Here is a 23,993-nt window from a genome sequence, read left to right as displayed (position 1 = left end):
CATTGTGGACGGCATGGGCTGCTGGGGCGTTCGCGGGAAAAGGCTGGATTGCGCCGGTTCACAGGCTGAACGGATCGATGCCCGACCCATTCAGCGGCAGTTCAGGCGGCTGGCCTCACTGCAGGCTGAACCGCCAGGCGCGGTGGATCTTGGGATTGCGCGCGAAATCCGGATCCAGGGTGCTGGCGCTGATCTCCTCGACGCGATAGCGCTCGCCCAGGCCTGCGTCCAGTTCGAACTTGCGGAAGTTGTTGGAGAAGTACAGCACGCCGTTGCGACTCAGGTGGGCCATGGCCGAATCGATCAGGGCGACGTGATCGCGCTGGACGTCGAATACCCCTTCCAGGCGCTTGGAGTTGGAGAACGTCGGCGGATCGACGAAGATCAGATCGTATTCGCCGCGATCATTCTCCAGCCAGTGCAGCACATCGCCCTGCTCCAGGCGATGCCGCTCGGAGAAGCCGTTGAGCGCCAGGTTACGCCGGGCCCAGTCCAGGTAGGTTCGCGAGAGGTCGACGCTGGTGGTGCTGCGCGCCCCGCCTACCGCAGCCTGCACCGTGGCGGCACCGGTGTAGCAGAACAGGTTGAGGAAGCGCTTGCCCTGGGCTTCCTGACGCAGCCGCAGGCGCAGCGGACGGTGATCGAGGAACAGACCGGTATCCAAGTAATCGGTAAGGTTGACCAGCAGCTTGGCACCCGCCTCTTCCACCTGCAGGAATTCCCCCTGGGCGGCCTGGCGTTCGTACTGCTTGGTACCGCTCTGCCGCTCGCGCCGCTTGACCACCACCCGCGACGGATCGATGTCCAGCGCCTGAGGAATGGCCGCCAGGGCATCGAGCAGGCGCGCCTGGGCCTTGTCCGGATCGATGGAGCGCGGCGGCGCGTATTCCTGCACGTGCACCCGATCGCCATAGAGGTCCACGGCGACCGCATACTCGGGCATGTCGGCGTCATAGAGGCGATAGCACTGCACGCCCTGGTTGCGCGCCCACTTGCCGAGCTGCTTGAGGTTCTTCTGCAGACGGTTGGCGAACATCTGCCCGCCCTCGCTGAGCTTGGCCGGCTCTGCCGCCTGGTCGGTGGTCGAACGCTCGCCGTTGCGGCTGCCGGTGACGAACTGACGGGTCTCGACCTCGAACATCAGCAGCTTGCAGGGCAAGGCGCCGTTCCAGAAGGCGTATTGCTTGTGGCTGCGGATGCCCATGCGCTTGCCCAGCTCGGGCGCGCCGGTAAAGACCCCCGCGCGCCAACCCAGGCAGGCCTGGCGCAGCCGCTCGCCGAGATTCTGGTAGAGGTACAGCAGGCTGGCTTCATCGCCCAGGCGCTCGCCATAGGGCGGGTTGCAGATCACCAGGCCGGTCTGGCCCTTGTCCGGACGCGGCTCGAAGCTGGCGACCTCGCCCTGGTAGACCTTGATCCACTCGGACAGTCCGGCCCGCTCGATGTTGTTGCGCGCTGGCTGGATCAATCGCGGATCGGCTTCATAGCCACGGATCCAGGCCGGTGTCCTGGCCAGACCGGCGACGGCTCGCGCCTCAGCCTCCTGGTGCAGCTGCTGCCAGAGCGCGGGCACGTGGCCCAGCCAGGCGGAGAAGCCCCAGCGCTCACGGCGCAGGTTGGGGGCGATATCCGCCGCCATCAGCCCGGCCTCGACCAGGAAGGTACCCACCCCGCACATGGGGTCGGCCAGCGCACCGCCGGCCGCGGCCAGGGCCGGCCAGCCGGCACGGATCAGCACCGCGGCCGCCAGGTTTTCCTTGAGCGGCGCGGCGCCCTGCTGCAGGCGATAGCCGCGCTGATGCAGACTCTGACCGGAGAGGTCCAGCGACAGGATGGCCTGGCCACGCTCCAGGTGCAGGTGGACGCGCAGGTCCGGGGCGATCTTGTCGACCGTGGGCCGCAGGCCGGTGCGCTCGCGCAGGCGGTCGACGATGGCGTCCTTGACCTTGAGGGCACCGAAATGGGTGTTGTCGATGCCGGCGCCCTGGCCGCTGAAGCCCACCGCCAGGGTACCGTCGGGTGCCAGGTGCTCTTCCCATTCCACGCCGTGCACGCCCAGGTACAGCCCCTGGGGGTCTTCCACCGGGAAACGGGCCAGCACCAGCAGCACCCGGTTGGCCAGGCGCGACCAGAGGCACAGGCGGTAGGCGTCCGCGAGACTCGCCTCGCCGCGCACCGCTGCGGTCTGGCTGCGGGCTTCCTGCAAGCCGAGGCCCTGGGCCTCTTCCAGCAGCAGGGTCTCGAGCCCTTTGGGACAGGTGAGGATGAGCTGTTGCATCGCGGACATCGTTGAATCCATAGGTTAGCGCAAGGAACTTTCTGCCTTTGGTCGGATTGACCGGTAAGGACAGCTCCTCGCGAGAAGATTTGACTGCGTCTCAACAAGCCGCAGTGACGGCATTCCAGCGGCGGTTTATCGCCATTTCATTTCGATTTGGTTACGGCTTATAGCTAAAAGGTCGTTCCCAGCCAGAGTCCCTTTGGTTAGTAATTGACCACCCGCAACGCGAAGGTGCGGGGCGGATGTCAGGACGCCGGCTCTGGCATCCAGGCCTGCAACGGGCCATGGACAATCTGCAAGTCAACCTACGAGGGCACTACCCTATGAGAAGACTCAAGCGTGATCCAATGGAACGAGCTTTCCAGCGTGGTTATCAGCACGGCATCGTGGGCAAATCGCGGGACCTCTGCCCCTTCACCCAGGACGCCGTCCGGCAAGCCTGGCTCAATGGCTGGCGTGAGGGCCGTAGCGACCAATGGGACGGCTACGTAGGCACCGCCGGTCTTCAACGCATGAATCAACTTCAAGCCGTAGGCTAATTCGATTTCACTAGCGGAAGCCTTGGGCTTCCACAGCGTTCTGGTTCTTTCCAGTCAGATCCCCACCCGGGATCAGGGACCCGGTCCCACGGGGGCTCCCAGCGAGCCCCCTCCCCCTCAGGGGCGCGCCGCGGCGATCGCATCCACGGCTTCCCGGATCAACGCCGGTCCGCGATAGATGAAGCCGCTGTAGAGCTGCACCAGACTGGCGCCCGCCGCGATCTTTTCCGCCGCGTCTTCCCCGGACAGGATCCCACCCGCCGCGATGATCGGCAGCCGGCCACCCAGCTCGCCGGCCAGCACCCGTACCACATGAGTGCTCTTCTCCCGCACCGGAGCACCCGACAGGCCACCGGCCTCGGCGGCATAGGGCAGATTCTCCACACCTTCCCGGCCCAGGGTGGTGTTGGTGGCGATGATGGCGTCCATCCCGGCATCGCGAATCGCCTGGGCGGTCAGTACGATTTCCTCATCGGTCATGTCCGGGGCGATCTTGATGGCGATGGGCACCCGCCGGCCGTGCTGGACCGCGAGGTCTTCCTGACGCTGGCGCAGGGCTTCCAGCAGGCTCTTGAGCGCATCGCCGAATTGCAGGCTGCGCAGGCCGGGCGTGTTGGGCGAGCTGACGTTCACCGTGATGTAGCTGGCATGGGCATAGACCCGGTCCAGGCCGATCAGGTAGTCGTCCACCGCCCGTTCCACCGGGGTACTGGCATTCTTGCCGATGTTGATCCCCAGCACGCCCTGGAAGCGCGCAGCCTTGACCCGCTCGATCAGCGCATCCACGCCCGCATTGTTGAAACCCATGCGGTTGATGATGGCGTCGGCCGGCTCCAGACGGAACAGCCGCGGCTTGGGATTGCCCGGCTGCGGCCGCGGCGTCACGGTACCGATCTCGATGAAGCCGAAACCCAGGCCGGCGAAGCCGTCGATGGCGGCGCCGTTCTTGTCGAGTCCGGCGGCAAGGCCCACCGGATTGGGAAACTCCAGGCCCATGACCTGGACCGGCAGCCGACCCGGCCGCCGGCCGAGCCCGGTCAGGCCCAGACGACCCGCGGCACCGATCAGGTCCAGCGCCAGATCGTGCGAGCCTTCGGGAGACATTTTGAAAAGCAGAGGACGGAGCGCGTCGTACATGGCGGACTCACAGGCAATTCGGAAAGCGCGCATTATACAGGCTTGCCACCGGCCATACGTCGCTCGCTCCGGAGTCGAACGGTCACTCGCACAAAAGATCCTACCTTTCGGGAATCATTTGACGATAGCGCGGTCTGTCCCACGCTAGACTCGGTCGTGCCGTTCCTATCCGCCCTGGAGACCTCATGAGCAACAGTGCCAACCTCCTGGGCGGCCCCTGGTCTTCGCTGGCCTTGCACCTGCATCCCTCCCTGGCCAGCCGCCGGATCCAGCGTTGCCTGGAACGCCTGGCCGACGCCTTCGTCCCCTTGCCCGCGCCAACCGACAGCCTTTGGTGGGATGAAGGCCATCCGCTGCACCTGCTTCTCGGCCTGCCCCGCGCGGCCCTGTCCGGACCGACCCAGGAGATCAAGGGCGACGCCCATGCCCTGCTCAGTCAGCTGGTGGTCGCCGATACCCTGCAGGCCGCCGCCCTCGACCTGCGCGCCATCGAAGGCCTCTGCCAGCGTCTGGGCGATGGCGCCACCGACTCGGCGGTGCAGCTGGAAGAACTGGCTGCCCTGCCCGCGGCGCGCGAGCAGGTCCGGATCATCGGCTATCGAGATTTTCAGGCGGCGCTCTATCGCACCTTGCCGAATCTGTCCCAGGAACAGCCCTTGCGTCTGCGCCAGGCCAGTTGGCGGGGTACCCGACTGTTCCTGGAAAACGATACGGCCACCACCCTCGCCTTGGCCAGCATCATCGCCTACGCCCGCATCCGCGGTATCGCCGTGGAGGTGCCGGCGCAGGTCCAGTGCCTGCGCCTGGACCCGGCGGCCATCGACCGCCTGCAGGAGGCCTTTGCGGTCTATGCCCTGCCCAATGCGGTCTGGAACCACCCCGACTTCATCCAGGTGCTGCTGGGGTTGAAGCTCGACTATGCGCGCCTGCCACTGCCCGCCCCGGGCCAGGATCTGGAATGGTTGCTGCTGCCCAGTGAGGTGGCGAGCACCCGGGTGCTCACCGAGATTCTCGAACGCCTGGGCGCCGCCGAGGTGATCGGCTATCTGCAGGCGCTCTAGGCAACCTGCTCAGCAGGCGGCGACCGCCGGCGCGTGACGCTGCCCCGCCGCCAGGAAAACCTCGAAGGCCAGGCGCTGACCGGCCAGCATCGCCGGATGCAGGCGCGCATCGCTGCCCGCCTCGTCCAGGCGCTGCAGAAAGCCTGGCCAGGCGCCCTTGGGCGGCACATGGCCCAGATAGGCCCGGGCGTCGCGCACCGCCTCGTCCGCACTCTCGCCCGCATGGCGATCCAGCAGTCGCGATCCCAGCCGAGACCCTTCGAGGACATAGGCCACCCCCCAGCACTCGCCTTCGTCGAGCAGGCGCTCGAGGACGACGGGTTCGGGTTGCTCGGCGGCCAGGCGCTGCAGATCCTCCGCCAGCACCCCGGTGCGGCGACGCTCCGCCCAGTCCGGCAATAGGCGCTGGATGCCGGAGCGCTCCAGCAACTCTTCGAGGCCGATCAGGGCCTGGGCATGGGCCTGGAGAAAGGCGGTGTAATGGGGTCGAGTCTGCAACGCGTAGCGGCCGAAGGTGGCATCGACCTGCTGGTGCAGGGCACCGCCCTCGGCACGTAACATTTCACGGATGGTGGACACGCAAATACCTCGTAGTGACGGCGGCCTTCAGAGCGGCGAAGGCTGGGGCTTCTCGCCGCGCAGGGCGGCCTGCAGCCGTGCGGCCAGATCCGCCTCGCGAAAGGGCTTGGGGACGATGAATGACTGTTCGGGGTCGAGCTCGCCCAGTTCGGCGTAGCCGGTGATGAAGACCACCGGCAACCGCGGCAGGCGCTTGCGCACCTGGCGGGCCAGTTCCGCACCGTTCATGCCGGGCATGGCGAAATCGGCCAGCAGCAGATCGATCTGCGGATCGCGCTCCAGGGCGCTCAGGGCAGCGAAGCCGTTGCTGGCCTCCACCACCTGGTAGCCGAGATCCGCCAACAGGGCGGCGGTCACGTTGCGCACCGCATGGTCATCGTCGACCAGCAGGATGCGCCGCTCGGCGGCCTGTTCGTCACGACCCAGGGTCGGCAACCCAACCGCCTCCACGGCATCTTCCGCCTCGGTACGCGGCAGATAGACCAGCACCGTGGTCCCGCTGCCCATCTGCGTCTCGATGCGTACGCCACCGCCGGACTGCTTGGCGAAGCCGAACACCTGGGCCAGACCCAGACCGGAGCCCTTGCCCACCTCCTTGGTGGTGAAGAAGGGTTCGAAGGCCTTGGCCAGCACCTCTTCGCTCATGCCGGTGCCGGAGTCCTGCACCGCCAGCAGCACGTACTCGCCCGGCTCGGGTTCTTCCGGGCGCTGGGGCGGCTCGCTGATGGTCTGGTTGGAAGTGCTGAGCCGCAGGGTGCCGCCGACCACCATGGCATCCCGGGCATTGATCGCCAGATTGAGGATGATGAGTTCGATCTGGGTCGGGTCGACCAGGGCGTGCCAGCAATCGGCGCGCAGGTGGGTCTCGATCCAGACGCTGCCACCCATGGTGCTGCGCAGCAGTTCGAGCATGCCTTCGACGGTTTCGTTGAGCTTGACCGGCTTGGGCGCCAGCCGCTGACGGCGGGAGAAGGCCAACAGCTGGGCGGTGAGCTTGGCGCCCCGCTCGCCCGCTTCGCGGATGTTCTGCACCCGCCCCTGGGTCTTGTCGCTCGCTTCGAGGCGTGCCAGATCCCGCTCGAGGAAGCTGGCGCTGCTGAGCACCACGGTGAGCAGGTTGTTGAAGTCATGAGCCACGCCGGCGGTGAGCTGACCCACGGCCTCCAGGCGCTGCATCTGCTGCAGGGTGTCTTCCACCCGCTCGCGCTCGTCGATCTGCTCGCGCAACTGGCGATTCGCCGCGGCCAGCTCCTCCATCGCCAGGACCTCGGAGGAGATGTCCCGTCCGGAGCAATAGGTCATGCCGGCATCCGGCACCGCCGTCCAGGAAATCCAGCGATAGCTGCCGTCGCGGTGGCGGATACGATTGACGAACCGCTGGCTGGCCGCGCCGGTGGCCAGCTGCTTGAGTTCGTTGTCGGTGATGAAATGCTCGTCGGGATGCACCAGCGCCAGCAGCGAGGAATCGAGCAGCTCCACCCGCGACCATCCCAGATTTTCTTCCCAGGCCGGATTGAGCGCCACCAGGGTGCCATCGGGTTTGCACACCAGTAGCAGATCGCGGGTGAGGTCCCAGGTCCGATCGCGCTCCCGAGTACGCTCCTCGACGCGCTCGCCGAGACTGACATTGAGTCGTTCGAGCTTCTCCGCGGCATCGCGCTGCTGGGTGATGTCGAGCATCACGCCCAGGAAGCGGGTGCAAACGCCGGCATCGAAGAAGGGTTGGCCGCGGGTCTCGACCCAGCGCTGGGCGCCATTGTCGAGGCTGATACGGTATTCGCTGCGGTAGTCGTCGTCGCGCTCGTCGGCGCCCGCCTGCCGGACCGTGTCGAGAAAGCGCTCGAGGCCGTCGCTGCCGCACAGGCGGGCGAACACCTCGAGATCGACCACCGCGTCGGCCGGCAAGCCGAACATGGCCTTGCAGCGCTCGTCCCAGACCAGGGTACGGCTGCCCGGCAGATACTCCCACATACCCAGCCGGGAGGCATCCATGGCCAGGCGGGATCTGACTTCCAGGCTGTGCAGGGCTTCTTCGGCGCGACGCCGCTCGCGGCGCTCATGCACCACCAGCAGCGCCCGCTCGACCGCCTTGGCCAGCAGCTCCATGCTCTGCTTGAGCACATAGTCATTGGCGCCCAGGCGCATCATCTCCACCGCGTGCACTTCACCGAAGATGCCCGAGACGAAGATGAAAGGGGTTTCCGGCGTCAGCGCCCGCGCCACGCGCAGGGCTTCGGCACCGGAGAAGCCCGGCAGGATGATGTCGGAGAGGATGATGTCGTAGGTCTGCTGGCTCAGCGCCAGGGTCAGCCCGGTACGTTCATAGACGATCTTGGATTGCAGCTCGAAGCCATGCCTTTCCAGCTCGATCAGGATCAGCTCGGCATCGAGCTTGCTGTCCTCGACCAGGAGGATCTTGATCTGTTTCGAGAGAGGCATAAACGGACGTCGGCCTTGGATCTGTTCGCTCAGGGAAGCTGGGTCGCGCATATCTGCCGGTCGCGGATGACTGGATAAGGATGCACTGATCTTCACTCGTTAGCGGCCAGTGCGCCTGGCAACGCGGCGCGATCCTGGCGGCGGTTCATTGAGCACGGCCCAGAATACGCCGAGGTCGCTGATCGCAGCGACGAAATCGCGAAATTCGACCGGCTTGACCACGTAGGCGTTCACGCCCAGCTCGTAGGCCTTCTCCAGATCGGGCTCTTCCCGCGACGATGTCAGCATGACCACGGGGACGCTGCACAGCTCAGGGGTCCTGCGCACCAGCTCCAGCACCTCGAGGCCATCGACCTTGGGCAGCTTGAGATCCAGCAGCATCACGGCGGGATTGCCCGGCTCGCGATCGGCATAGGGCTCGTGGCGCAGTAGGTAACTGACCGCCTCGGCACCGTCGCGCAGGACCACGACATCGTTGGCCAGCTGGCTGCGCTCCAGAGCCACCAGGGTGAGCTCCAGATCGTGCGGATTGTCTTCGACCAGCACAATGGGTTTGAGCATGAACAGAACTACCTTTTGTGTACCGGCGAGGGTCGTTGTTTGGGAAGGGCGAAATAGAAGGTAGCGCCCTCGCCGATGGCACCCTCGGCCCAGACCCTGCCGTCATGACGCTCGATGATGCGTCTGACACTGGCCAGACCGATGCCGACCCCTTCGAATTCATCGGCATGGTGCAGGCGCTGGAAGACGCCGAACAGCTTGCCTACGTAATCCATGTTGAAACCGACGCCATTGTCCCGGACAAAGATGATGTCTTCGGAATCGCTCGGCAGGGTGCCGATCTCGACCACCGCCGGTTCTTCGTAGCGACTGTATTTGATGGCATTGGCCAGCAGATTGCGCAAGGCGAGATGGACGAAGGCGGCATCGGCGATGACCACAGGCAGGGGGCCGATGTGCCACTCCACCTGCCGCTCGGCGTAGTCCGGTGCCATCTCTTCGCGAATGGCTTCCACCAGGGCGGTCAGATTGACGTCGGAATAGCGGATCGCCGCCCGCCCCATCTGCGAGAAGCTCAGCAGGTTGTCGACCAGGCTGCCGGCGAAGCGCGCCGACGACCCGATGTTCTCCAGGAAGCGCCGCCCCCGGTCCGACAGCTTGCCGCCCTCGATGTCGCCCAGCAGCTCGGCATAGCCGGCGATGTGGCGCAGCGGCGCGCGCAGGTCGTGGGACACGCTGTAGGAGAAGGCCGCCAGTTCCTTGTTGCTGCGTTGCAGCTCCTCGGCCAGCTCGGCCATCTCCTCGGCCTTGCGCAGGACGATCCCGCGCACCGCATTGCGCAATTCGATGGCGCTTTCCAGCTCGAGCGGCGACCAGGGTAGCGACAGTCCCCGGACGGTCTCCTGCCAGAGCACGAAACTCTGCCGGGGCGACAGGCGTCCATCGCTGTCTTCCTGCTTGGTCGGCCGTCCGGCCCAGTTGACCACCTGGACCAGTTCGCTGCGGAACCAGATCAGATAGTGGGAATGCAATTCGGAAATGGGTACGGCGAGCACCCCGGCCGCATACTGGGCCAGCTGCGGCAGATCGGCGATGTCCTTGGCCAGGTTGTCGGTGACGTAGTGATCCTTGACGTTGACCGACAGCCACTCGACCAGGCTGTCCACCACGTCGCGCGGCGGCGCCTGGCCGATCAGTTCGGTGCCGTCGGAGGAGATGATGGCAGCGCCCTGGGCCCGCGCGAAATCCAGATAGACTTGGGGCAGTTCCAGCAGCCCCTGGCAGACGCTGTCGCGGTCGGCCATGGTCGAGAGCATCTGCACCATGGATTGACGCAGCGCCAGCCGCCGATCGGATTCCGCATGGGTCTCGGCAGCATCGATCTGCAGCGACAGCACCCGACCGAACAACTCGCAGGCGGTCCGCGTCTGGAAGGAGACCCGCTGCGGCTGGCGGTCGTGACAGAGCACCAGACCCCAGAGGCGGCCGCCGACCACGATGGAGACCGACATGGAAGCCAGGGTGCCCATGTTTCTCATGTACTGCAGGTGCACTGGCGACACACTGCGCAGCTGCGCGAAGCTGAGATCGAGTGACTGGCCGGTCAGCGGATTGGTCTGCGGCTGCAGTGGCGACGGCTGGTAGTAGGCGTTGCCGATCACCCGGATGCGGTTGGCCAGGTACAGGCGGCGAGCCTGGGCCGGGATGTCCGAGGCGGGAAATCTCAGTCCCAGATAGCTGGGTACGCCGGGGTCGCACTCCTCGGCCAGCACCTGTCCATGACCGTCCTCGTCGAAGCGATAGATCATGGTGTGGTCGAAGCCGGAGATGCGCTTGGCTTCGCGCACCGCGAGCTTGGCGATGGCATCCACGGTTTCGGCCTGATGCAGTTGCTCGATGAACACCCGCACCATGGGATAGAGGGTATTGAGGCCAAGCCGGCTGTCCACCGGCGCCTCGAATTCGACGATCAGTACCCCGCCGAAGCGATGCATGAACAGCGCGAAGGTCTGCTGCTGCGGTCCCAGGGTCACGTCACCTTGATAGATGGGATTCTGCTCTTCCTGGGTCAGGGCCCCGAGCATGGCCGGCAGATCCCGTTCCGGCAGCAATTCGCCGAGGGTGCGGCCCAGCACATCCTCCACGGCGACGCCAAGGTGCTCCCGCACGTTGGCGCTGGCCTGGACGATGCGCAGATCCGGCTCTTCCACGGCGAACAGGAACCCATGTTCCTGGATACTGCCGGGAATGTGGATCGGCTCATTGGCACAATCGGCCAGAGCGTCGGGCTGCGTCTTGGAAGGTGACTCGAGCGCCAAACCAGGAACCTCGTGTGATCGGGAAGAAGCGCAGGGAAAGCGGTGCGCCGAAACGGAAACAAAGGTCATCCAGACTATCAGACCCGGGGCGGGAGGCGAAGCGAAAGGGCGCGCAGCCCGGACACCGGCAGCAAGGGCGACAGCGCTCGAAGGGGCGCCCCGGAATCTTCTCCGCCGGCGTCTGGTCGGAGTTGGTTTAGCCCCAGGAGCCTCCCCATGTCCCTGCGCCTCGCCCTGCCCCTGGCCGCCCTGCTGCTGAGTCCGCTCAGCCAGGCGGCACCCGTCTATGGCGAACGTCTCGAAGGCTTCGCCTACGACTACCCGGTCAAAACGTTCAGTTTCGACTCCCAGCGACAGCCTTTGGAAATGGCCTATCTCGACGTCGCGCCGAGCGGAAAACCGAACGGCCGGACCCTGGTCCTGCTGCACGGCAAGAACTTCTGCGCCGGTACCTGGGCGCAAAGCATCCAGGTGCTGAGCGCTACCGGCTATCGGATCGTGGCTCCGGACCAGATCGGCTTCTGCAAGTCCAGCAAACCGGCGCACTATCAATACAGCTTCCAGCAACTGGCCGCCAACACCCGCGCCCTGCTCGACCACCTGGGCATCGCCCGGGCGACCCTGATCGGTCATTCCACCGGCGGCATGCTCGCGACCCGCTACGCCCTGCTCTATCCCGAGGCCACCGAGCACCTGGTACTGGTCAACCCCATCGGCCTGGAGGACTGGAAGGCCCTGGGCGTGCCCTATCGCAGCGTCGACCAGTGGTACGCCCGGGAACTCAAGACTTCCGCTGACGCCATCCGCGACTACGAGCGCAGCACCTACTACGCCGGCCAATGGTCGCCGGACTACGACCGCTGGGTCGACATGCTCGCGGGTCTCAACAACGGGCCGGGCAAGGAGCGGGTGGCGTGGAACTCGGCACTGATCTACGACATGATCTACAGCCAGCCGGTGGTCTACGAATTAGAACGACTGCGCATGCCCACCCTGCTGCTGATCGGCCAGCGCGATACCACCGCCATCGGCAAGGATGCGGCGCCAGCCGCGCTCAAGGCGCAACTGGGTCGCTATCCCGAACTGGGCAAGGCGGCGGCGCGGCGTATCCCCCAGGCGACCCTGGTGGAATTCGAGGATCTGGGCCATGCGCCGCAGATGCAGGCGCCGGAACGCTTTCACCAGGCACTGCTGCAAGGGCTGAACGCACTCAGAAAACCTTCGACGCAACCTCAGCGCTGATCGAATCGAAGGGTAAAAAAAGGCAACGCCCCGATGGTACGCCGCCTTTTCCGTACGCTGTCAGATGGCGGTGCCCACGAAATCCGTTCGTAGGCACCGCGCGCCTCAGACGCTGCTGCTCGCCAGATCCGCCAGTTCGCGACTGGCGACGCTGTACATCGCGTAGTCCTGTCCGGCGGCATTACGCAGATCCACCAGCAGCCCGCGCCACCGCTCCACCGCCGCCCGGTGCCGTTCCAGCCATAGCGAGAGCCGGGCTTCCGGATCACTGGGCGCCTCGCTCAGGTTGAGCATGCCGATGGTGATGGTGCGTTGCTGGAGATCCACCTCGTCGCGGAACCCCTCGCGCGCCAGGGCCTGCCAGGCATTGGCCACCGGCAGCTGGTTGAGCTGCTGCTGGTACCAGGCCAGATCCAACACATCACCTGCGGCGAACCAGGTGGCCGCCACTTCCAGCGGATCCTGGGCGGTGACCTCCGCGGCCTGGATCACCGGCAACAGGGTATAGATGTGGTTGGTACCGGCGACGACCCGCGCCAGCAGTTCGGGTACGCCCGCTTCGGTGTAGGCACGGAAGCGCTCTTCCCAGTCCTGGCGCGGCTCGCCCTGCAGCAGCTCGTCCAGCCGTACGCCCAGCGCGGCGATGCGCGGCCCGAAGAAGGCCGCCACGGCGCCAGCGTCCAGGCCGCTGCGATGGCTGCGCAGGAACCAGCGGGTCGCCCGCCGTCCCAGGCGCATCAGCTCACTCATCAGGCGCAACTGCAATTCGGCCGGCACCTGATGGTCCAGGGCCTCCACCTGACGCCACCAGTGCGGCAGGTGCAGCACATCGCGCATCACCACATAGGCACGGGCGACATCGGCCGCGCTCATGCCGGTGGATTCGCACAGGCGCTGCACGAAGGTGATGCCCATGTGGTTGATCAGGTCGTTGGCGATCTGGTTGGCGACGATCTCGCGCTTGAGGCGATGGCGTGCCATGGCTTCGGGGAACTGCTCGGTCAGGCGTTGCGGGAAGGCACCCTGCATGTCCCGGGCTAGGTAGTCGTCATCCGGCATCGAAGAGGCCAGCAACTGTTCCTTGAGGTCGATCTTGCTGTAGGAGATCAGCACCGACAGCTCGGCCCGAGTCAACCCCTGCTCCTTGGCGGCCCGCTCGGCGAGCACCTCGTCGCTGGGCAGGAACTCGAGGGTGCGATCCAGCTTGCCGCGGCCCTCGAGATCCACGATCAGCCGCTGGTATTCGGCCAGGTGGGTCCGCGCGCGATACTCCGCCAGGGACAGGGCACCGGTCTGCATGTAGTTGTTGGCGACCACCAGCTCGCCGACCTCGTCGGTCATCTCGCCCATCAGCGTATTGCGCTGCTTGACGGTCATGTCGCCGGCGGAAACCACGTCGCCCAGCAGGATCTTGATGTTGACCTCGTGGTCGGAGCAGTCCACGCCACCGGCGTTATCGATGAAGTCGGTGTTGCAGGCACCGCCGTGCAGGCCGAATTCCACCCGCGCCAGCTGGCTCATGCCCAGGTTGCCGCCCTCGCCGATCACCTTCGCGCGCAGGTCGCAACCATCCACGCGCAGGCCGTCGTTGGCCTTGTCGCCGATATCGGCATGGGTTTCGAAGCTGGCCTTGACGTAGGTGCCGATGCCGCCGTTCCAGATCAGATCCACCGGCGCCTTGAGCAGGGCGTTGATCAGCTCGTTGGGCGTCAGGTGATCGGCTGTCAGGCCGAAGCGCGCCTTCATCTCGGGGGTGATGGCGATGCGCTTGGCACTGCGCGGGAAGATACCGCCGCCCTGGGAGATCAGGCTGGCGTCGTAGTCGGTCCAGCTCGACCGCGGCAGGTTGAACAGCCGCTCGCGCTCGACATAGCTGCGCTCGGCGTCCGGGTTGGGATCGATGAAGATGTGCAGGTGGTTGAAGGCCGCCACCAGCTCCAGGCTGCGCGAACGCAAGAGGCCGTTGCCGAAGACGTCGCCGGCCATGTCGCCGATGCCCACCACGGTGACCGGATCGGTCTGCACGTCGATGCCGCGCTCACGGAAGTGACGCTGCACGCTGACCCAGGCGCCCCGCGAGGTGATGCCCATCTTCTTGTGGTCATAGCCCGCCGAACCACCGGAGGCGAAGGCATCGTCCAGCCAGAAACCGTAGTCCCGGGCGATGCCATTGGCGATGTCGGAGAAGGTCGCGGTGCCCTTGTCGGCCGCCACCACCAGGTAGGGATCGTCGCCGTCGTAGCGCACCACCGCCGCCGGCGGGACCACCTCGCCATCCTTGAGGTTGTCGGTGATGTCCAGCAGGCCGCTGATGAAGATGCGGTAGCAGGCGATCGCCTCGGCCTGGATGTCGTCACGGGAGCCACCGGTGGGCAGTCGCCGCGGCACGAAGCCGCCCTTGGCACCCACGGGGACGATCACCGAGTTCTTGACCTGCTGCGCCTTGACCAGGCCCAGCACCTCGGTGCGGTAGTCTTCCTCGCGATCCGACCAGCGCAGGCCGCCGCGGGCGACGTTGCCGAATCTCAGGTGCACCCCTTCCACGCGCGGGCTATAGACGAAGATCTCGTAGCGCGGTACCGGGCGAGGCAGCTCGGGAATGGCCTTGGGATCAAGCTTGAAGCTGAAGTAGGCCTTGGGCTTGCCGGCGGCGTCCGCCTGGAAGACGTTGGTTCTCAGGGTCGCCTTGATCAGGTCCAGATAGCGCCGCAGGATGCGGTCTTCGTTGAGCACCGCCACGTCGTCGAGGGCGCTGAGGATGGCCTGCTCCAGCCGCTGCTGCTTGTCGTCCAGGTCTTCGCTGGTCATGCGCCGTGCCAGGTAGAACTTCATGCGGAACAGCCGCACCAGTTCCCGGGCGATGTCGACGTGGGCATTGAGGGTGGCGGCGATGTAGCCGATGTCGAAGCCGATGCGGATCTGCTTGAGGTAGCGCGCATAGGCCCGCAGCACGGCGACGTCCCGCCAGGGCAACCCGGCGGTCAGCACCAGGCGGTTGAAGCTGTCGTTTTCCGCCTGGCCGTCCACCACCTGGACGAAGGCGTCCTGGAAGGTGTCGTTGAGTTGCTGCAGATCCAGCTCCAGGCCGGCCACGGTGGTGAAGGCGAAATCGTGGATCCAGTAGCGGCGGCCATTGCGATGGCGGAGTTCGTAGGGGAATTCGCCCAGTACGCGCAGACCGAGGTTTTCCAGGATCGGCAGGACGTCCGACAGCGCCAGGGGCGTGTCGGCGTGGTAGAGCTTGCAGTGCAGGATGTTGTCGCCGGTCTGGGTCAGCGGCTGGTAGAAGCCCATGGCCAGACGGCGCTCGTCGCTCAGCGCCAGCAGGTGACGCATGTCCACCACGGCCAGGTGCGGCGCGAAGCGCTCGCGATAACCGGCCGGGAAGCCCAGCGGGTAATCGGCCAGGATGGAGGTGCCCTGAGCTTCGCCGAAGCTGTCCACCATCAGGCTAGCGAAGTCGTCTTTCCAGCTGCGGCAGGCCTGCACCATCTCCTGCTCCAGGCGCGCCGGATCGACGTCCTGCGGCTGCAGGGGATCGACGCGCAGGATGAACTGCACCCGCGCCAGCACGGATTCGGAGAAGAAGGTCCAGAATTCGCAGTCGGTACCATGCAGGCGATCCATGAGGATCTGCTGCATGCGCTGGCGGACTTCGGTGGAGTAGATGTCGCGCGGCACATAGGCCAGGCAATAGAAGAACTGGCCATAGGGATCACGGCGCAGGAAGACGCGGACCTTGCTGCGTTCCTGGATCTGCACGATGGCCATGGCGGTGCTGAAGAGATCGTCCACCGGGGTCTGGAACAGATCGTCCCGCGGCAGGCCCTCGAGGACCTGAGCCAGCTCCTTGCCCAGGTGCGCGCTGCTGTCGAAGTCGGCGCGGCGGCGCACTTCATCGACCTTGCGGCGGATATAGGGGATCTCGCGCACGCTGTCGTTGTAGACGCTGGAGGTATAGAGGCCCATGAAGCGATGCTCGCGTACCACCCGGCCACTGGCGTCCACTTCGCGCAGGGAGACGAAATCCGGATAGGCCGGACGATGCACCCGGCTCGGGTCGGCCGCCTTGGCGAAGGACAGCAGCACGGGTTCGCGCAGATAGCGCAGCGGATCACCGGAGAGCGCCATCTCAGCGGTCTCGGGCCGGCCGCGCAAGCGCCGCGACAGCCCCAACAGGGAGTCAGGCACATAGCGTTGCACCGCGGTCTCGCCGTCACCCTCGACGGTGAATTCCTCGTAACCCAGGAAGGTGAACCTGTCGTTGCGCAGCCAGTCAAGGAAGGCCTTGACCTCGGCCAGCTCACCCTCCTCCACACCGGCCGGACGCCGATCCAGCCACTCCAGCAAGTCGGCGACCTTGGCCTTCATGGCCGCGAAGTCGCCCACGGTCAGCCGGACCTCGCCGAGGATCTCCTGGAGCGCCGCCTCCAGGGTGCGCAACTCGCTAGTCGCCGCGCAGCGGTCGATCTCGAGGAACATCAGGGCTTCGCGGGTGACTCCCTCGCCCTGCTGGCCCTTGGGCAGCAACTCGAGCAGGCGACCCTGGGCATCCCGGCGCACGCTGAGGACACTGTTCTGCAGGGTATGGACGCTATAGCCCTGGCGATTGAGCTCCATTCGCACCGAATCCACCAGGAACGGCGAATCGGCGTGCAGCACCTCGACCACGGTGTGGCTCGATTGCCAGCCGTGTCGCTCGTAGTCCGGATTGAAGACCTGGACCCGTGGCTCCGCCGGATCGAAGACATCCAGCAGGCGCCAGGCCGACAGTACGCAGCCGACCAGATCGGACAGCCGACGCTGGGTGAGTTCTTCCAGCGGGACGATGCCGAAGAATTGGGCGGTGAAGCGCTCCAGTTGTTCGAGGGTCTCCCCTTCGACATGGGCCGCGAGGGCATTCTTGAGTTGTTGTTGGAAATCCGCTTGGCTGGCAGCGGTGAAAAACGCCATAACCGTACTCCGTCCTGAAGGTGCTGTGGGCTTCGCTCCGCAGAGGACAGGCCTCTCCCGGAGCGAGTTCCACAAGGGACGAGGCCGGACTGCACCAAAAAAGTGCAAGGATGCAGTGCCGCTAGAGTAGCCGGCAAGACCACCTGCGCACGTACGTCAGGGCGACAACAAGATTCAGCTGCGGAACGGATCTCAATAGTGCGGCGGCGGGGCTTCGTCCGGCATGCCGCCGCCACCCGCGCTCTGCAACTCCGCCTGGCGTTCGGCCAGCATGCGGATCTGCGCCGCGCAGCGATCCAGGGTCCGCTGCTGCTCGACGATGATGTCGTTCAGGGTCTGGATGGTGTCATCCTGGAAAGCCTGGCGCATCTCCAGGTCGGCGATACGTTCTTCGAGGGTCATGCCTGTGACTCCTGTTCGAGCCGCACCCGCCAGCGCTCGGCAGCGGCATGGCCGGCTTCGGCGGCATAGGGCTCGCGTGGCGAGTGCCCCCAGACCGGGCCGGGCCAGGCCGGATCACCCTCCTGCCGCAGCAGGACATGCAGGTGCAATTGCCGGACGACGTTACCGAGGGCGCCGATGTTCAATTTGCAATCAGGGTGAGCGTTACGCAACACCCGGGCAACAAGTGTCACCTCTCGCCACAGTTGCGCCTGGTCCTGGGGTGACAGGTCGAGGACCTCGGTAACACTCTCACGGCGGGGGACCAGCACCAGCCAGTCATAGCGGTGATCGTTCAGCAGCAATAGCTGGCACAGCGTCAAGGGCGCCACTTCCAGGGTATCGCCGGCCAGTCGTGGGTCTATTTGGAACATCTCATCTCCCGCCAACACCTGTCGGCACTAAAAGTGTGCACGGCTTTGGGTAAGTGAAACCTTTGGTGTCACAAAGGTGCAACCAACCCTTCCGAAACTGCCCATTGCCTGGGAAGCGGACCAGCGATAGACAGGCGGGCTCAGGGATTGAGCATTTGTGCACGCTTTTTGCTATCACGATCCGGGTACGCCGATCGGACGGGAACTCTTAAAGAGCTTTCTTAAGAGTCACGGTTAATCCGCTCATAACACGTAAAATTTTGATGAAGCCTATCGCCCCTCCGAGAGAGGTGCTATATGTGCCGCCATTAGAACAAACAGCCACGGCTGACACGATGGCTGACTTTCAACCCAAAGGAGCATTTCTGATGCAAGCGATGAAGTGGAGCATTCTCGCCCTGGCCGTAGCCGCAGGGACCACTCAACTGGCTTTCGCCGACCAGCAGTCCGAATCCAAGGGCTTCGTCGAAGACAGCAAGCTGAACCTGTTGAACCGCAACTACTACTTCAACCGGGATCGCGATGGTGGAGCGAATGACCGGCGCGACTGGAGCCATGGCTTCCTGCTCAATTATGCATCGGGCTTCACTCAAGGTGTCGTTGGGTTTGGTGTCGACGCGAGCGGTTATTTGGGTCTGAAGCTGGACGGTGGTGCGGGTTACGCAGGAACCGGCAACTTGCCGGTCGGCAGTGATGGTAGCTCCAGAGACGAGTATTCCTTTGCCAACGCCGCCGTCAAAATGCGCATTTCCAATACAGTCCTGAAGTATGGCTATCTGCAGCCGACTTCGCCGGTCTTCGCTTTGGGTGGTAGCCGCCTGTTCCCCGCAACTGGTACCGGCTTCATGCTGACCAGCGAAGAGATCAGCGATCTGTTCCTGGAGGCTGGCTATTTCACCGATGCACGCGATGGCGTAAACACGTTCCACAACGGTGACATCGGTACGAGCTACTCGGGCGCGCTGGCCGACTCGGCCACCTATGCCGGCGGCAAGTACAAGATCAACGATCAGCTGAGCGCCTCGCTCTATTACGGCAATCTGGAAGATATCTGGAATCAGTACTACGCGAACGTGAACTATGTGGTTCCGTTTGGCGCCAGCCAAGCGCTCACCTTCGATGCGAACTACTACTACACCAAGGATACCGGTAGCGCCAAAGCCGGCGATATCAGCAACAACACCTACTCCTTGGCCGCCGCTTACTCCTTCGATGCCCACACCATTACCCTTGGCTTCCAGAAAGTGAATGGCAATACGCCCTTCGACTATGCGGCAGCTGGCTCTACCAATGGCGGCGGCGACGGTATCTTCCTGGCCAACTCCATACAGTTCTCTGACTTCAACGCCCCCGGTGAGAAGTCATGGCAACTGCGCTACGACCTGAACATGGCTACCCTAGGCGTGCCGGGTCTGAGCTTCATGACAAGATATGTTCGGGGCACCGACATCAAAGACAGCACCAACGGCGTCTACAGTGCTTACGGCGATGGCGACAAAGAATTCGAAACCAACGTCGAAGCCAAGTACGTGCTGCAGAGCGGCCCGGCCAAGGACCTGTCCTTCCGCATCCGTCAATCCTGGCACCGTGGCGATGCCAGCACCGGCAGCGGCGGCAGCGGCAACATCAACGAGTTCCGCCTGATCACCGAGTACCCGCTGAGCATCCTGTAAGGGACAGCGTCACTCGCACGATCCAGCAGCCCGGCATTCGCCGGGCTGTTCTTTTCCGGCCTCCGGTCGGCGCCGCCCGCGTCCCTGTACGCCCCGCCCCACCCCGCCGTACAATGCCGGTCCCGTCTCGATGCCGACAGACCGCCTAGCCATGCGTACCAGCCAGTTCCTGCTGTCCACCCTCAAAGAAACCCCTTCCGATGCCGTGGTGATCAGCCACCAGCTGCTGCTGCGTGCCGGCATGATCCGCAAGCTGGCCTCCGGTCTCTACACCTGGCTGCCGCTGGGCTTGCGCGTGCTGCGCAAGGTGGAAGCCGTGGTGCGTGAGGAAATGAACGCCACCGGCGCCCTGGAGGTGCTGATGCCGGCGATCCAGCCCGCCGAGCTGTGGCAGGAATCCGGTCGTTGGGAGCAGTACGGCCCTGAGTTGCTGCGTCTGAAGGACCGCCATCAGCGTGATTTCTGCGTGGGTCCGACCCACGAGGAAGTCATCACCGACCTGATGCGTAACGAGTTGAATAGCTACAAGCAGCTGCCGATCAACCTGTACCAGATCCAGACCAAGTTCCGCGACGAGATCCGTCCGCGCTTCGGCCTGATGCGTGGTCGCGAGTTCGTGATGAAGGACGCCTACTCCTTTCACCTGAACCAGGCGTCGCTGCAGCAAACCTACGACGCCATGTACCAGGCGTACTGCAATGTCTTCAGCCGCCTGGGTCTGAACTTCCGCCCGGTGCAGGCCGACAACGGCTCCATCGGTGGCAGTGGCTCCCACGAATTCCATGTGCTGGCCGGCTCCGGTGAAGACGACATCGCCTTCAGCGACAGCTCCGACTACGCCGCCAACATCGAGAAGGCCGAAGCCCTGCCGCGAGAAACCGCGCGCGGCGCCGCTACCGAGGAGCTGCGCCTGGTCGATACCCCCGACACCAAGACCATCGCCGATCTGGTGGAGAAATTCGGCCTGGCCATCGAGAAGACCGTGAAGACCCTGGTCGTGCGTGGCGCCGAGGAAGGCACCCTGGTCGCCCTGGTGGTGCGTGGCGATCACGAACTCAATGAGATCAAGGCGGCCAACCTGCCGGAAGTCGCCAACCCCCTGGTGTTCGCCACCGAGCCCGAGATCCGTGCGGCCATCGGTGCCAGCCCTGGCTCCCTGGGCCCGATGAATCTGTCGATCCCCTGCATCGTCGATCGCTCGGTCGCCCTGATGAGCGACTTCGGCATCGGCGCCAACCAGGAAGACAAGCACTACTTCGGCGTCAACTGGGAACGCGATCTGCCGCTGCCCCAGGTCGCCGACCTGCGCAACGTGGTGGCCGGCGATCCTAGCCCCGATGGCCAGGGCACCCTGGTGATCAAGCGCGGCATCGAAGTGGGCCATATCTTCCAGCTGGGCACCAAGTACAGCGAGGCCATGAAGCTGTCGGTCCTGGGCGAGGAAGGCAAGCCTACCCTCCTGACCATGGGCTGCTACGGCATCGGCGTGTCCCGCGTGGTCGCCGCTGCCATCGAGCAGAACCATGACGAGCGTGGCATCCGCTGGCCGGCTGCCCTGGCACCGTTCAACGTCGCCCTGGTGCCGATGAAATACGAGAACGCCGCGGTGAAGGAGGCGACCGATCGCCTCTATGCCGAACTGAAGGCCGCCGGCTTCGACGTGCTGCTGGACGACCGTGACAAGAAGACCAGCCCCGGCGTGAAGTTCGCCGACATGGAGCTGATCGGCATTCCCCATCGCCTGGTCGTGGGTGAGCGCGGTCTCAATGAAGGCCTGGTCGAGTACAAGGGCCGTACCGACAGCGACAGCCAGAACGTCGCCCTGGCCGAGATCGTCGGCTTCCTCAAGGCCCGCTAAGGACTACCGCTCCAGGTCAGGCGTCCGCGCGCCTGACCTGGAAGTCGGTGAACCCTGCGGATGCCACCTCCTCCAGCTCCACCCGTGTCACCTGCGCCGCCGTCGGCCCTTGCCAGAGCCACGCCTCCAGTCTAGCGAGCGCCTCGACCGAACCTTCCAGATGGCACTCCACCCGGCCATCCGCCAGATTCCGCACCCAGCCGGTTACGCCCAGTCGCTGCGCCTCCTGCCGCGTGCTCTCGCGATAGTAGACGCCCTGTACGCGGCCACTGATCAGGCCGCGACGCGCCGCTCTGTCCCTCATCGCGGGGCGCTCCTTTCTTCCAGCGCCGGCGCGACCTGGAGCCACTGGGCCACGCTACCGGCGAGCAGTTCATGACGCTGTGCCTGCAGCCGCGCGAAGGCTTCCTGCAGCTGCGGATACCAGTCACCGGGAAAACGCTCGGCAGGCGGCCAGCAATCCGGCGCAGGCGGCGCCCAGGGCGCGCGATCCAGCAGATCCAGCAGCGCATAGCCGTGCAGGTCGCGGCAGAGCACCCAGTGGCCGCCGTCGTTCTGGCAGACCAGACGCTCCTGTTGCAGGAAGGCCAGCACCGCGTGCCACTCATGCTCCGGCAGCTTCCAGCCGGCCTGGTGCAGCCGCCCCAGGTGCAGGCTGGAGCCGCGCTGCTGCCTTTCCAGAAAGGCCCGCAGCACGGCGAGCAGGATGAAGAAGGCCGGCAGCGGCGCGCGGCGCCAGTGATGGGTGGTGGACAGGCTGCAGACCACCTCCGCGCCCAGCAGCACGATCAGCCAGCAGACATAGATCCACACCAGGAACAGCGGCACCGTGGCGAAGGCGCCATAGATCAGCTGGTAACCGGGGAAATAGAAGACATAGAGGCCGAACAGGCTCTTGGCCGCCTCGAACAGTACCCCGGTCAGGGCTCCGCCGATCAGCGCATGGCGCAGCGGGACCCGGGTGTTGGGCACGGCGGCGTACATCAGGGTGAAGGCGGCGATGCTGAACAGCAGCGGCGTGACCTTGAGCAGCGCCTGGGCGCCGGACATGCCGTAGGAGCCGAACACCAGCGCCACCGAGGCCAGGTAGGTGCTCATGGCGAAACCGGCGCCCAGCAGCAAGGGCCCCAGGCTGAGCACGGCCCAGTAGAGCAGGAAGCTGGAGACCCCACGCCGTGGAATGCGCACGCGCCAGATGTCGTTGAAGGTCTTTTCCACCGTGACCAGCATGAAGAAGGACGTCACCGCCAGCAGGGCCACACCCAGCCAGGTCAGGTGCCGGGCCTGCTCGATGAAGTTGCGCAGGTACTCTTCCAGGGTCGCCCCGGTGGAGGGCACGAAATTGCGGAAGATGAAGGCCTGGATCTGGACTTCGGTGCCCTGGAAGGCCGGAATCGCCGAGAGCATGGCGAAGGTCACGGTCATCACCGGGACCACGGCGAACAGCGTGGTGTAGGTCAGGGCCGCGGCATTGTTGGGCGCCCGGTCTTCGATGAAGCGGTCGGCGAGGTAGCGAACGAAGGACAGCAGTTCACGCAAGCGGGCCGGCATTGGCGGTTCCTCGAAAGGCACGGTCAAGGGCTGGCGCGGCAGTCCTCGCCAACCCGCTACAATGGGCATCTTACCTTCTATGGATCAGCCCATGAGTGAAATCGTCCTCTATCACAACCCGCGCTGCTCGAAATCGCGCGCGGCCCTGGAGCTGCTGCAAAGCCGCGAGCTAGCCGTATCCGTGCTGTCCTACCTGGAAACGCCGCCGGATGCCGCGACCCTGCGCGCGCTGCTCGCCAAGCTGGGCCTGACCGCGCGCCAGTTGCTCCGCACTGGCGAGGACGCCTATCGCGAATTGAACCTCGCCGATCCGGCGCTGGACGATGAAGCCCTGATCGCGGCCATGGCCGTCCACCCCAAGCTGATCGAAAGACCCATCGCCGTGTGCGGCGAACGCGCCGTCGTCGGTCGTCCCCCCGAGCGCGTCCTGGAGATCCTGCAATGACCCCCGAAGCCTACGTGCTGGTGCTCTACTACAGCCGCCATGGCGCCACCGCCGAGATGGCCCGCCAGGTCGCCCGCGGGGTGGAAATGGGCGGCATTGCCGCGCGCCTGCGTACCGTGCCGGCGGTGTCCGCCGAGTGCGCCGCGGTCGCCCCGGCGGTGCCCGAGCAGGGTGCGGTCTACGCCACCCTTGACGACCTGCGCGATTGCGCGGCCCTGGCCCTGGGCAGTCCGACGCGCTACGGCAACATGGCCGCCGCCATGAAGTATTTCCTGGATGGGACCAACAGCCTCTGGCTGACCGGCGCCTTGGTGGACAAGCCCGCTGGCGTCTTCACCTCCACCGCCAGCCTGCACGGCGGCCAGGAGAGCACCCTGCTGTCCATGGCCCTGCCGCTGCTGCACCACGGCATGCTCATCACCGGCCTGCCCTACAGCGAGAGCGCCCTGCTGGAAACCAAGGGTGGTGGTACGCCCTATGGGCCGAGTCACTTCGCCGGCGCGGATGGCAAGCGGGCACTGGACGAGCAGGAAACGGCGCTGTGCCGGGCCCTGGGCAAGCGCCTGGCGACCCTGGCGGGTCGCTTGCAGAAGAAGTAGCC

The 23,993-nt window shown here is 65.2% G+C and carries 18 protein-coding genes; 7 read left to right on the top strand and 11 right to left on the bottom strand.

Translation table 11 applies throughout. The annotated features are described in order from the left end of the window. Nucleotides 1-115: 115 nt before the first annotated feature. The gene (gene rlmKL, locus RCF34_RS08845; RefSeq protein ID WP_308707839.1) at nt 116-2,287 is read right to left on the bottom strand and encodes a bifunctional 23S rRNA (guanine(2069)-N(7))-methyltransferase RlmK/23S rRNA (guanine(2445)-N(2))-methyltransferase RlmL; all 2,172 of its coding nucleotides are present in this window, start codon (nt 2,285-2,287) and stop codon (nt 116-118) included. Nucleotides 2,288-2,604: 317 nt separating this feature from the next. Here rlmKL and rmf point away from each other — a divergent pair, with 317 nt between their 5' ends. Continuing rightward, entirely contained in the window at nt 2,605-2,820 is a 216-nt protein-coding gene (gene rmf, locus RCF34_RS08840) for a ribosome modulation factor (RefSeq protein ID WP_007159291.1), read from the top strand. A 117-nt stretch (nt 2,821-2,937) separates the two neighbouring features. Here the strand turns inward: rmf and RCF34_RS08835 are convergent, their stop codons facing one another. After that, the gene (locus tag RCF34_RS08835) at nt 2,938-3,957 is read right to left on the bottom strand and encodes a quinone-dependent dihydroorotate dehydrogenase (RefSeq protein WP_308707838.1); all 1,020 of its coding nucleotides are present in this window, start codon (nt 3,955-3,957) and stop codon (nt 2,938-2,940) included. Nucleotides 3,958-4,142: 185 nt separating this feature from the next. Here RCF34_RS08835 and RCF34_RS08830 point away from each other — a divergent pair, with 185 nt between their 5' ends. Then, nucleotides 4,143-5,018, top strand: coding sequence for a hypothetical protein (locus RCF34_RS08830; RefSeq protein ID WP_308707837.1), 876 nt, complete (start codon nt 4,143-4,145; stop codon nt 5,016-5,018). A 9-nt stretch (nt 5,019-5,027) separates the two neighbouring features. Here RCF34_RS08830 and RCF34_RS08825 read toward each other — a convergent pair whose 3' ends face one another. From RCF34_RS08825 to RCF34_RS08810, 4 genes are all read right to left on the bottom strand, one after another. Beyond that, entirely contained in the window at nt 5,028-5,597 is a 570-nt protein-coding gene (locus RCF34_RS08825; RefSeq protein WP_308707836.1) for a biliverdin-producing heme oxygenase, read from the bottom strand. Nucleotides 5,598-5,624: 27 nt separating this feature from the next. Continuing rightward, nucleotides 5,625-8,036 carry a response regulator gene (locus RCF34_RS08820; protein WP_308707835.1) on the bottom strand — a complete coding sequence of 804 codons (2,412 nt, stop codon included), beginning with the start codon at nt 8,034-8,036 and terminating at the stop codon, nt 5,625-5,627. A gap of 99 nt (nt 8,037-8,135) precedes the next feature. Then, nucleotides 8,136-8,597: a response regulator gene (locus RCF34_RS08815; protein ID WP_308707834.1), complete on the bottom strand. Its 462-nt coding sequence runs from the start codon at nt 8,595-8,597 to the stop codon at nt 8,136-8,138. An 8-nt stretch (nt 8,598-8,605) separates the two neighbouring features. Beyond that, complete coding sequence (locus tag RCF34_RS08810) at nt 8,606-10,855, bottom strand: ATP-binding protein (RefSeq protein WP_308707833.1); 2,250 nt, start codon at nt 10,853-10,855, stop codon at nt 8,606-8,608. A 216-nt stretch (nt 10,856-11,071) separates the two neighbouring features. Between RCF34_RS08810 and RCF34_RS08805 the strand changes: the two genes are divergently transcribed. Next, a complete protein-coding gene (locus RCF34_RS08805; protein ID WP_308707832.1) occupies nt 11,072-12,097 on the top strand; it encodes an alpha/beta hydrolase in 1,026 nt (341 codons plus the stop codon). 105 nt (nt 12,098-12,202) lie between these two features. Here the strand turns inward: RCF34_RS08805 and RCF34_RS08800 are convergent, their stop codons facing one another. The 3 genes from RCF34_RS08800 to RCF34_RS08790 form a co-directional block, all read right to left on the bottom strand. After that, entirely contained in the window at nt 12,203-17,050 is a 4,848-nt protein-coding gene (locus tag RCF34_RS08800) for an NAD-glutamate dehydrogenase (protein WP_308707831.1), read from the bottom strand. A gap of 192 nt (nt 17,051-17,242) precedes the next feature. Further along, nucleotides 17,243-17,452 carry a SlyX family protein gene (locus RCF34_RS08795; protein ID WP_064306679.1) on the bottom strand — a complete coding sequence of 70 codons (210 nt, stop codon included), beginning with the start codon at nt 17,450-17,452 and terminating at the stop codon, nt 17,243-17,245. Next, nucleotides 17,449-17,865: an HIT family protein gene (locus RCF34_RS08790; RefSeq protein WP_308707830.1), complete on the bottom strand. Its 417-nt coding sequence runs from the start codon at nt 17,863-17,865 to the stop codon at nt 17,449-17,451. The genes RCF34_RS08795 and RCF34_RS08790 overlap by 4 nt, the downstream gene beginning before the upstream one ends. 368 nt (nt 17,866-18,233) lie before the next feature. On the opposite strand from RCF34_RS08790, the gene RCF34_RS08785 reads away from it, so the two are divergent. Beyond that, nucleotides 18,234-19,538 (top strand): OprD family porin, encoded by a 1,305-nt coding sequence (locus RCF34_RS08785; RefSeq protein WP_308707829.1) that lies wholly within the window; start codon nt 18,234-18,236, stop codon nt 19,536-19,538. Between the two features lie 151 nt (nt 19,539-19,689). Continuing rightward, nucleotides 19,690-21,396 (top strand): proline--tRNA ligase, encoded by a 1,707-nt coding sequence (locus RCF34_RS08780; protein ID WP_308707828.1) that lies wholly within the window; start codon nt 19,690-19,692, stop codon nt 21,394-21,396. Between the two features lie 16 nt (nt 21,397-21,412). Here the strand turns inward: RCF34_RS08780 and RCF34_RS08775 are convergent, their stop codons facing one another. Continuing rightward, nucleotides 21,413-21,700, bottom strand: coding sequence for an acylphosphatase (locus RCF34_RS08775; protein ID WP_308707827.1), 288 nt, complete (start codon nt 21,698-21,700; stop codon nt 21,413-21,415). Beyond that, the gene (locus RCF34_RS08770; RefSeq protein ID WP_308707826.1) at nt 21,697-22,947 is read right to left on the bottom strand and encodes a YihY family inner membrane protein; all 1,251 of its coding nucleotides are present in this window, start codon (nt 22,945-22,947) and stop codon (nt 21,697-21,699) included. The genes RCF34_RS08775 and RCF34_RS08770 overlap by 4 nt, the downstream gene beginning before the upstream one ends. Before the next feature lie 91 nt (nt 22,948-23,038). Between RCF34_RS08770 and arsC the strand changes: the two genes are divergently transcribed. Together arsC and wrbA are read left to right on the top strand one after the other, a co-directional pair. Then, entirely contained in the window at nt 23,039-23,392 is a 354-nt protein-coding gene (gene arsC, locus RCF34_RS08765) for an arsenate reductase (glutaredoxin) (RefSeq protein WP_308707825.1), read from the top strand. Continuing rightward, a complete protein-coding gene (wrbA, locus tag RCF34_RS08760) occupies nt 23,389-23,991 on the top strand; it encodes an NAD(P)H:quinone oxidoreductase (protein ID WP_308707824.1) in 603 nt (200 codons plus the stop codon). The genes arsC and wrbA overlap by 4 nt, the downstream gene beginning before the upstream one ends. Nucleotides 23,992-23,993: the final 2 nt, after the last annotated feature.

Source organism: Pseudomonas sp. 102515 (assembly GCF_031085165.1).
Taxonomy (GTDB): Bacteria; Pseudomonadota; Gammaproteobacteria; order Pseudomonadales; family Pseudomonadaceae; genus Chryseomonas.
The sequence above is the reverse complement of the archived record's forward strand: the minus strand, read 5'-3'. Positions and strand labels throughout refer to the sequence as shown.

Excerpts from the sequence above, each read along its gene's own strand:
- rlmKL (WP_308707839.1), bottom strand. The coding sequence starts at position 2,287 with ATGTCCGCGATGCAACAGCTCATCCTCACCTGTCCCAAAGGGCTCGAG.
- rmf (WP_007159291.1), top strand. The coding sequence starts at position 2,605 with ATGAGAAGACTCAAGCGTGATCCAATGGAACGAGCTTTCCAGCGTGGT.
- RCF34_RS08835 (WP_308707838.1), bottom strand. The coding sequence starts at position 3,957 with ATGTACGACGCGCTCCGTCCTCTGCTTTTCAAAATGTCTCCCGAAGGC.
- RCF34_RS08830 (WP_308707837.1), top strand. The coding sequence starts at position 4,143 with ATGAGCAACAGTGCCAACCTCCTGGGCGGCCCCTGGTCTTCGCTGGCC.
- RCF34_RS08820 (WP_308707835.1), bottom strand. The coding sequence starts at position 8,036 with ATGCCTCTCTCGAAACAGATCAAGATCCTCCTGGTCGAGGACAGCAAG.
- RCF34_RS08815 (WP_308707834.1), bottom strand. The coding sequence starts at position 8,597 with ATGCTCAAACCCATTGTGCTGGTCGAAGACAATCCGCACGATCTGGAG.
- RCF34_RS08805 (WP_308707832.1), top strand. The coding sequence starts at position 11,072 with ATGTCCCTGCGCCTCGCCCTGCCCCTGGCCGCCCTGCTGCTGAGTCCG.
- RCF34_RS08800 (WP_308707831.1), bottom strand. The coding sequence starts at position 17,050 with ATGGCGTTTTTCACCGCTGCCAGCCAAGCGGATTTCCAACAACAACTC.
- RCF34_RS08795 (WP_064306679.1), bottom strand. The coding sequence starts at position 17,452 with ATGACCCTCGAAGAACGTATCGCCGACCTGGAGATGCGCCAGGCTTTC.
- RCF34_RS08790 (WP_308707830.1), bottom strand. The coding sequence starts at position 17,865 with ATGTTCCAAATAGACCCACGACTGGCCGGCGATACCCTGGAAGTGGCG.
- RCF34_RS08785 (WP_308707829.1), top strand. The coding sequence starts at position 18,234 with ATGCAAGCGATGAAGTGGAGCATTCTCGCCCTGGCCGTAGCCGCAGGG.
- RCF34_RS08780 (WP_308707828.1), top strand. The coding sequence starts at position 19,690 with ATGCGTACCAGCCAGTTCCTGCTGTCCACCCTCAAAGAAACCCCTTCC.
- RCF34_RS08775 (WP_308707827.1), bottom strand. The coding sequence starts at position 21,700 with ATGAGGGACAGAGCGGCGCGTCGCGGCCTGATCAGTGGCCGCGTACAG.
- RCF34_RS08770 (WP_308707826.1), bottom strand. The coding sequence starts at position 22,947 with ATGCCGGCCCGCTTGCGTGAACTGCTGTCCTTCGTTCGCTACCTCGCC.
- arsC (WP_308707825.1), top strand. The coding sequence starts at position 23,039 with ATGAGTGAAATCGTCCTCTATCACAACCCGCGCTGCTCGAAATCGCGC.
- wrbA (WP_308707824.1), top strand. The coding sequence starts at position 23,389 with ATGACCCCCGAAGCCTACGTGCTGGTGCTCTACTACAGCCGCCATGGC.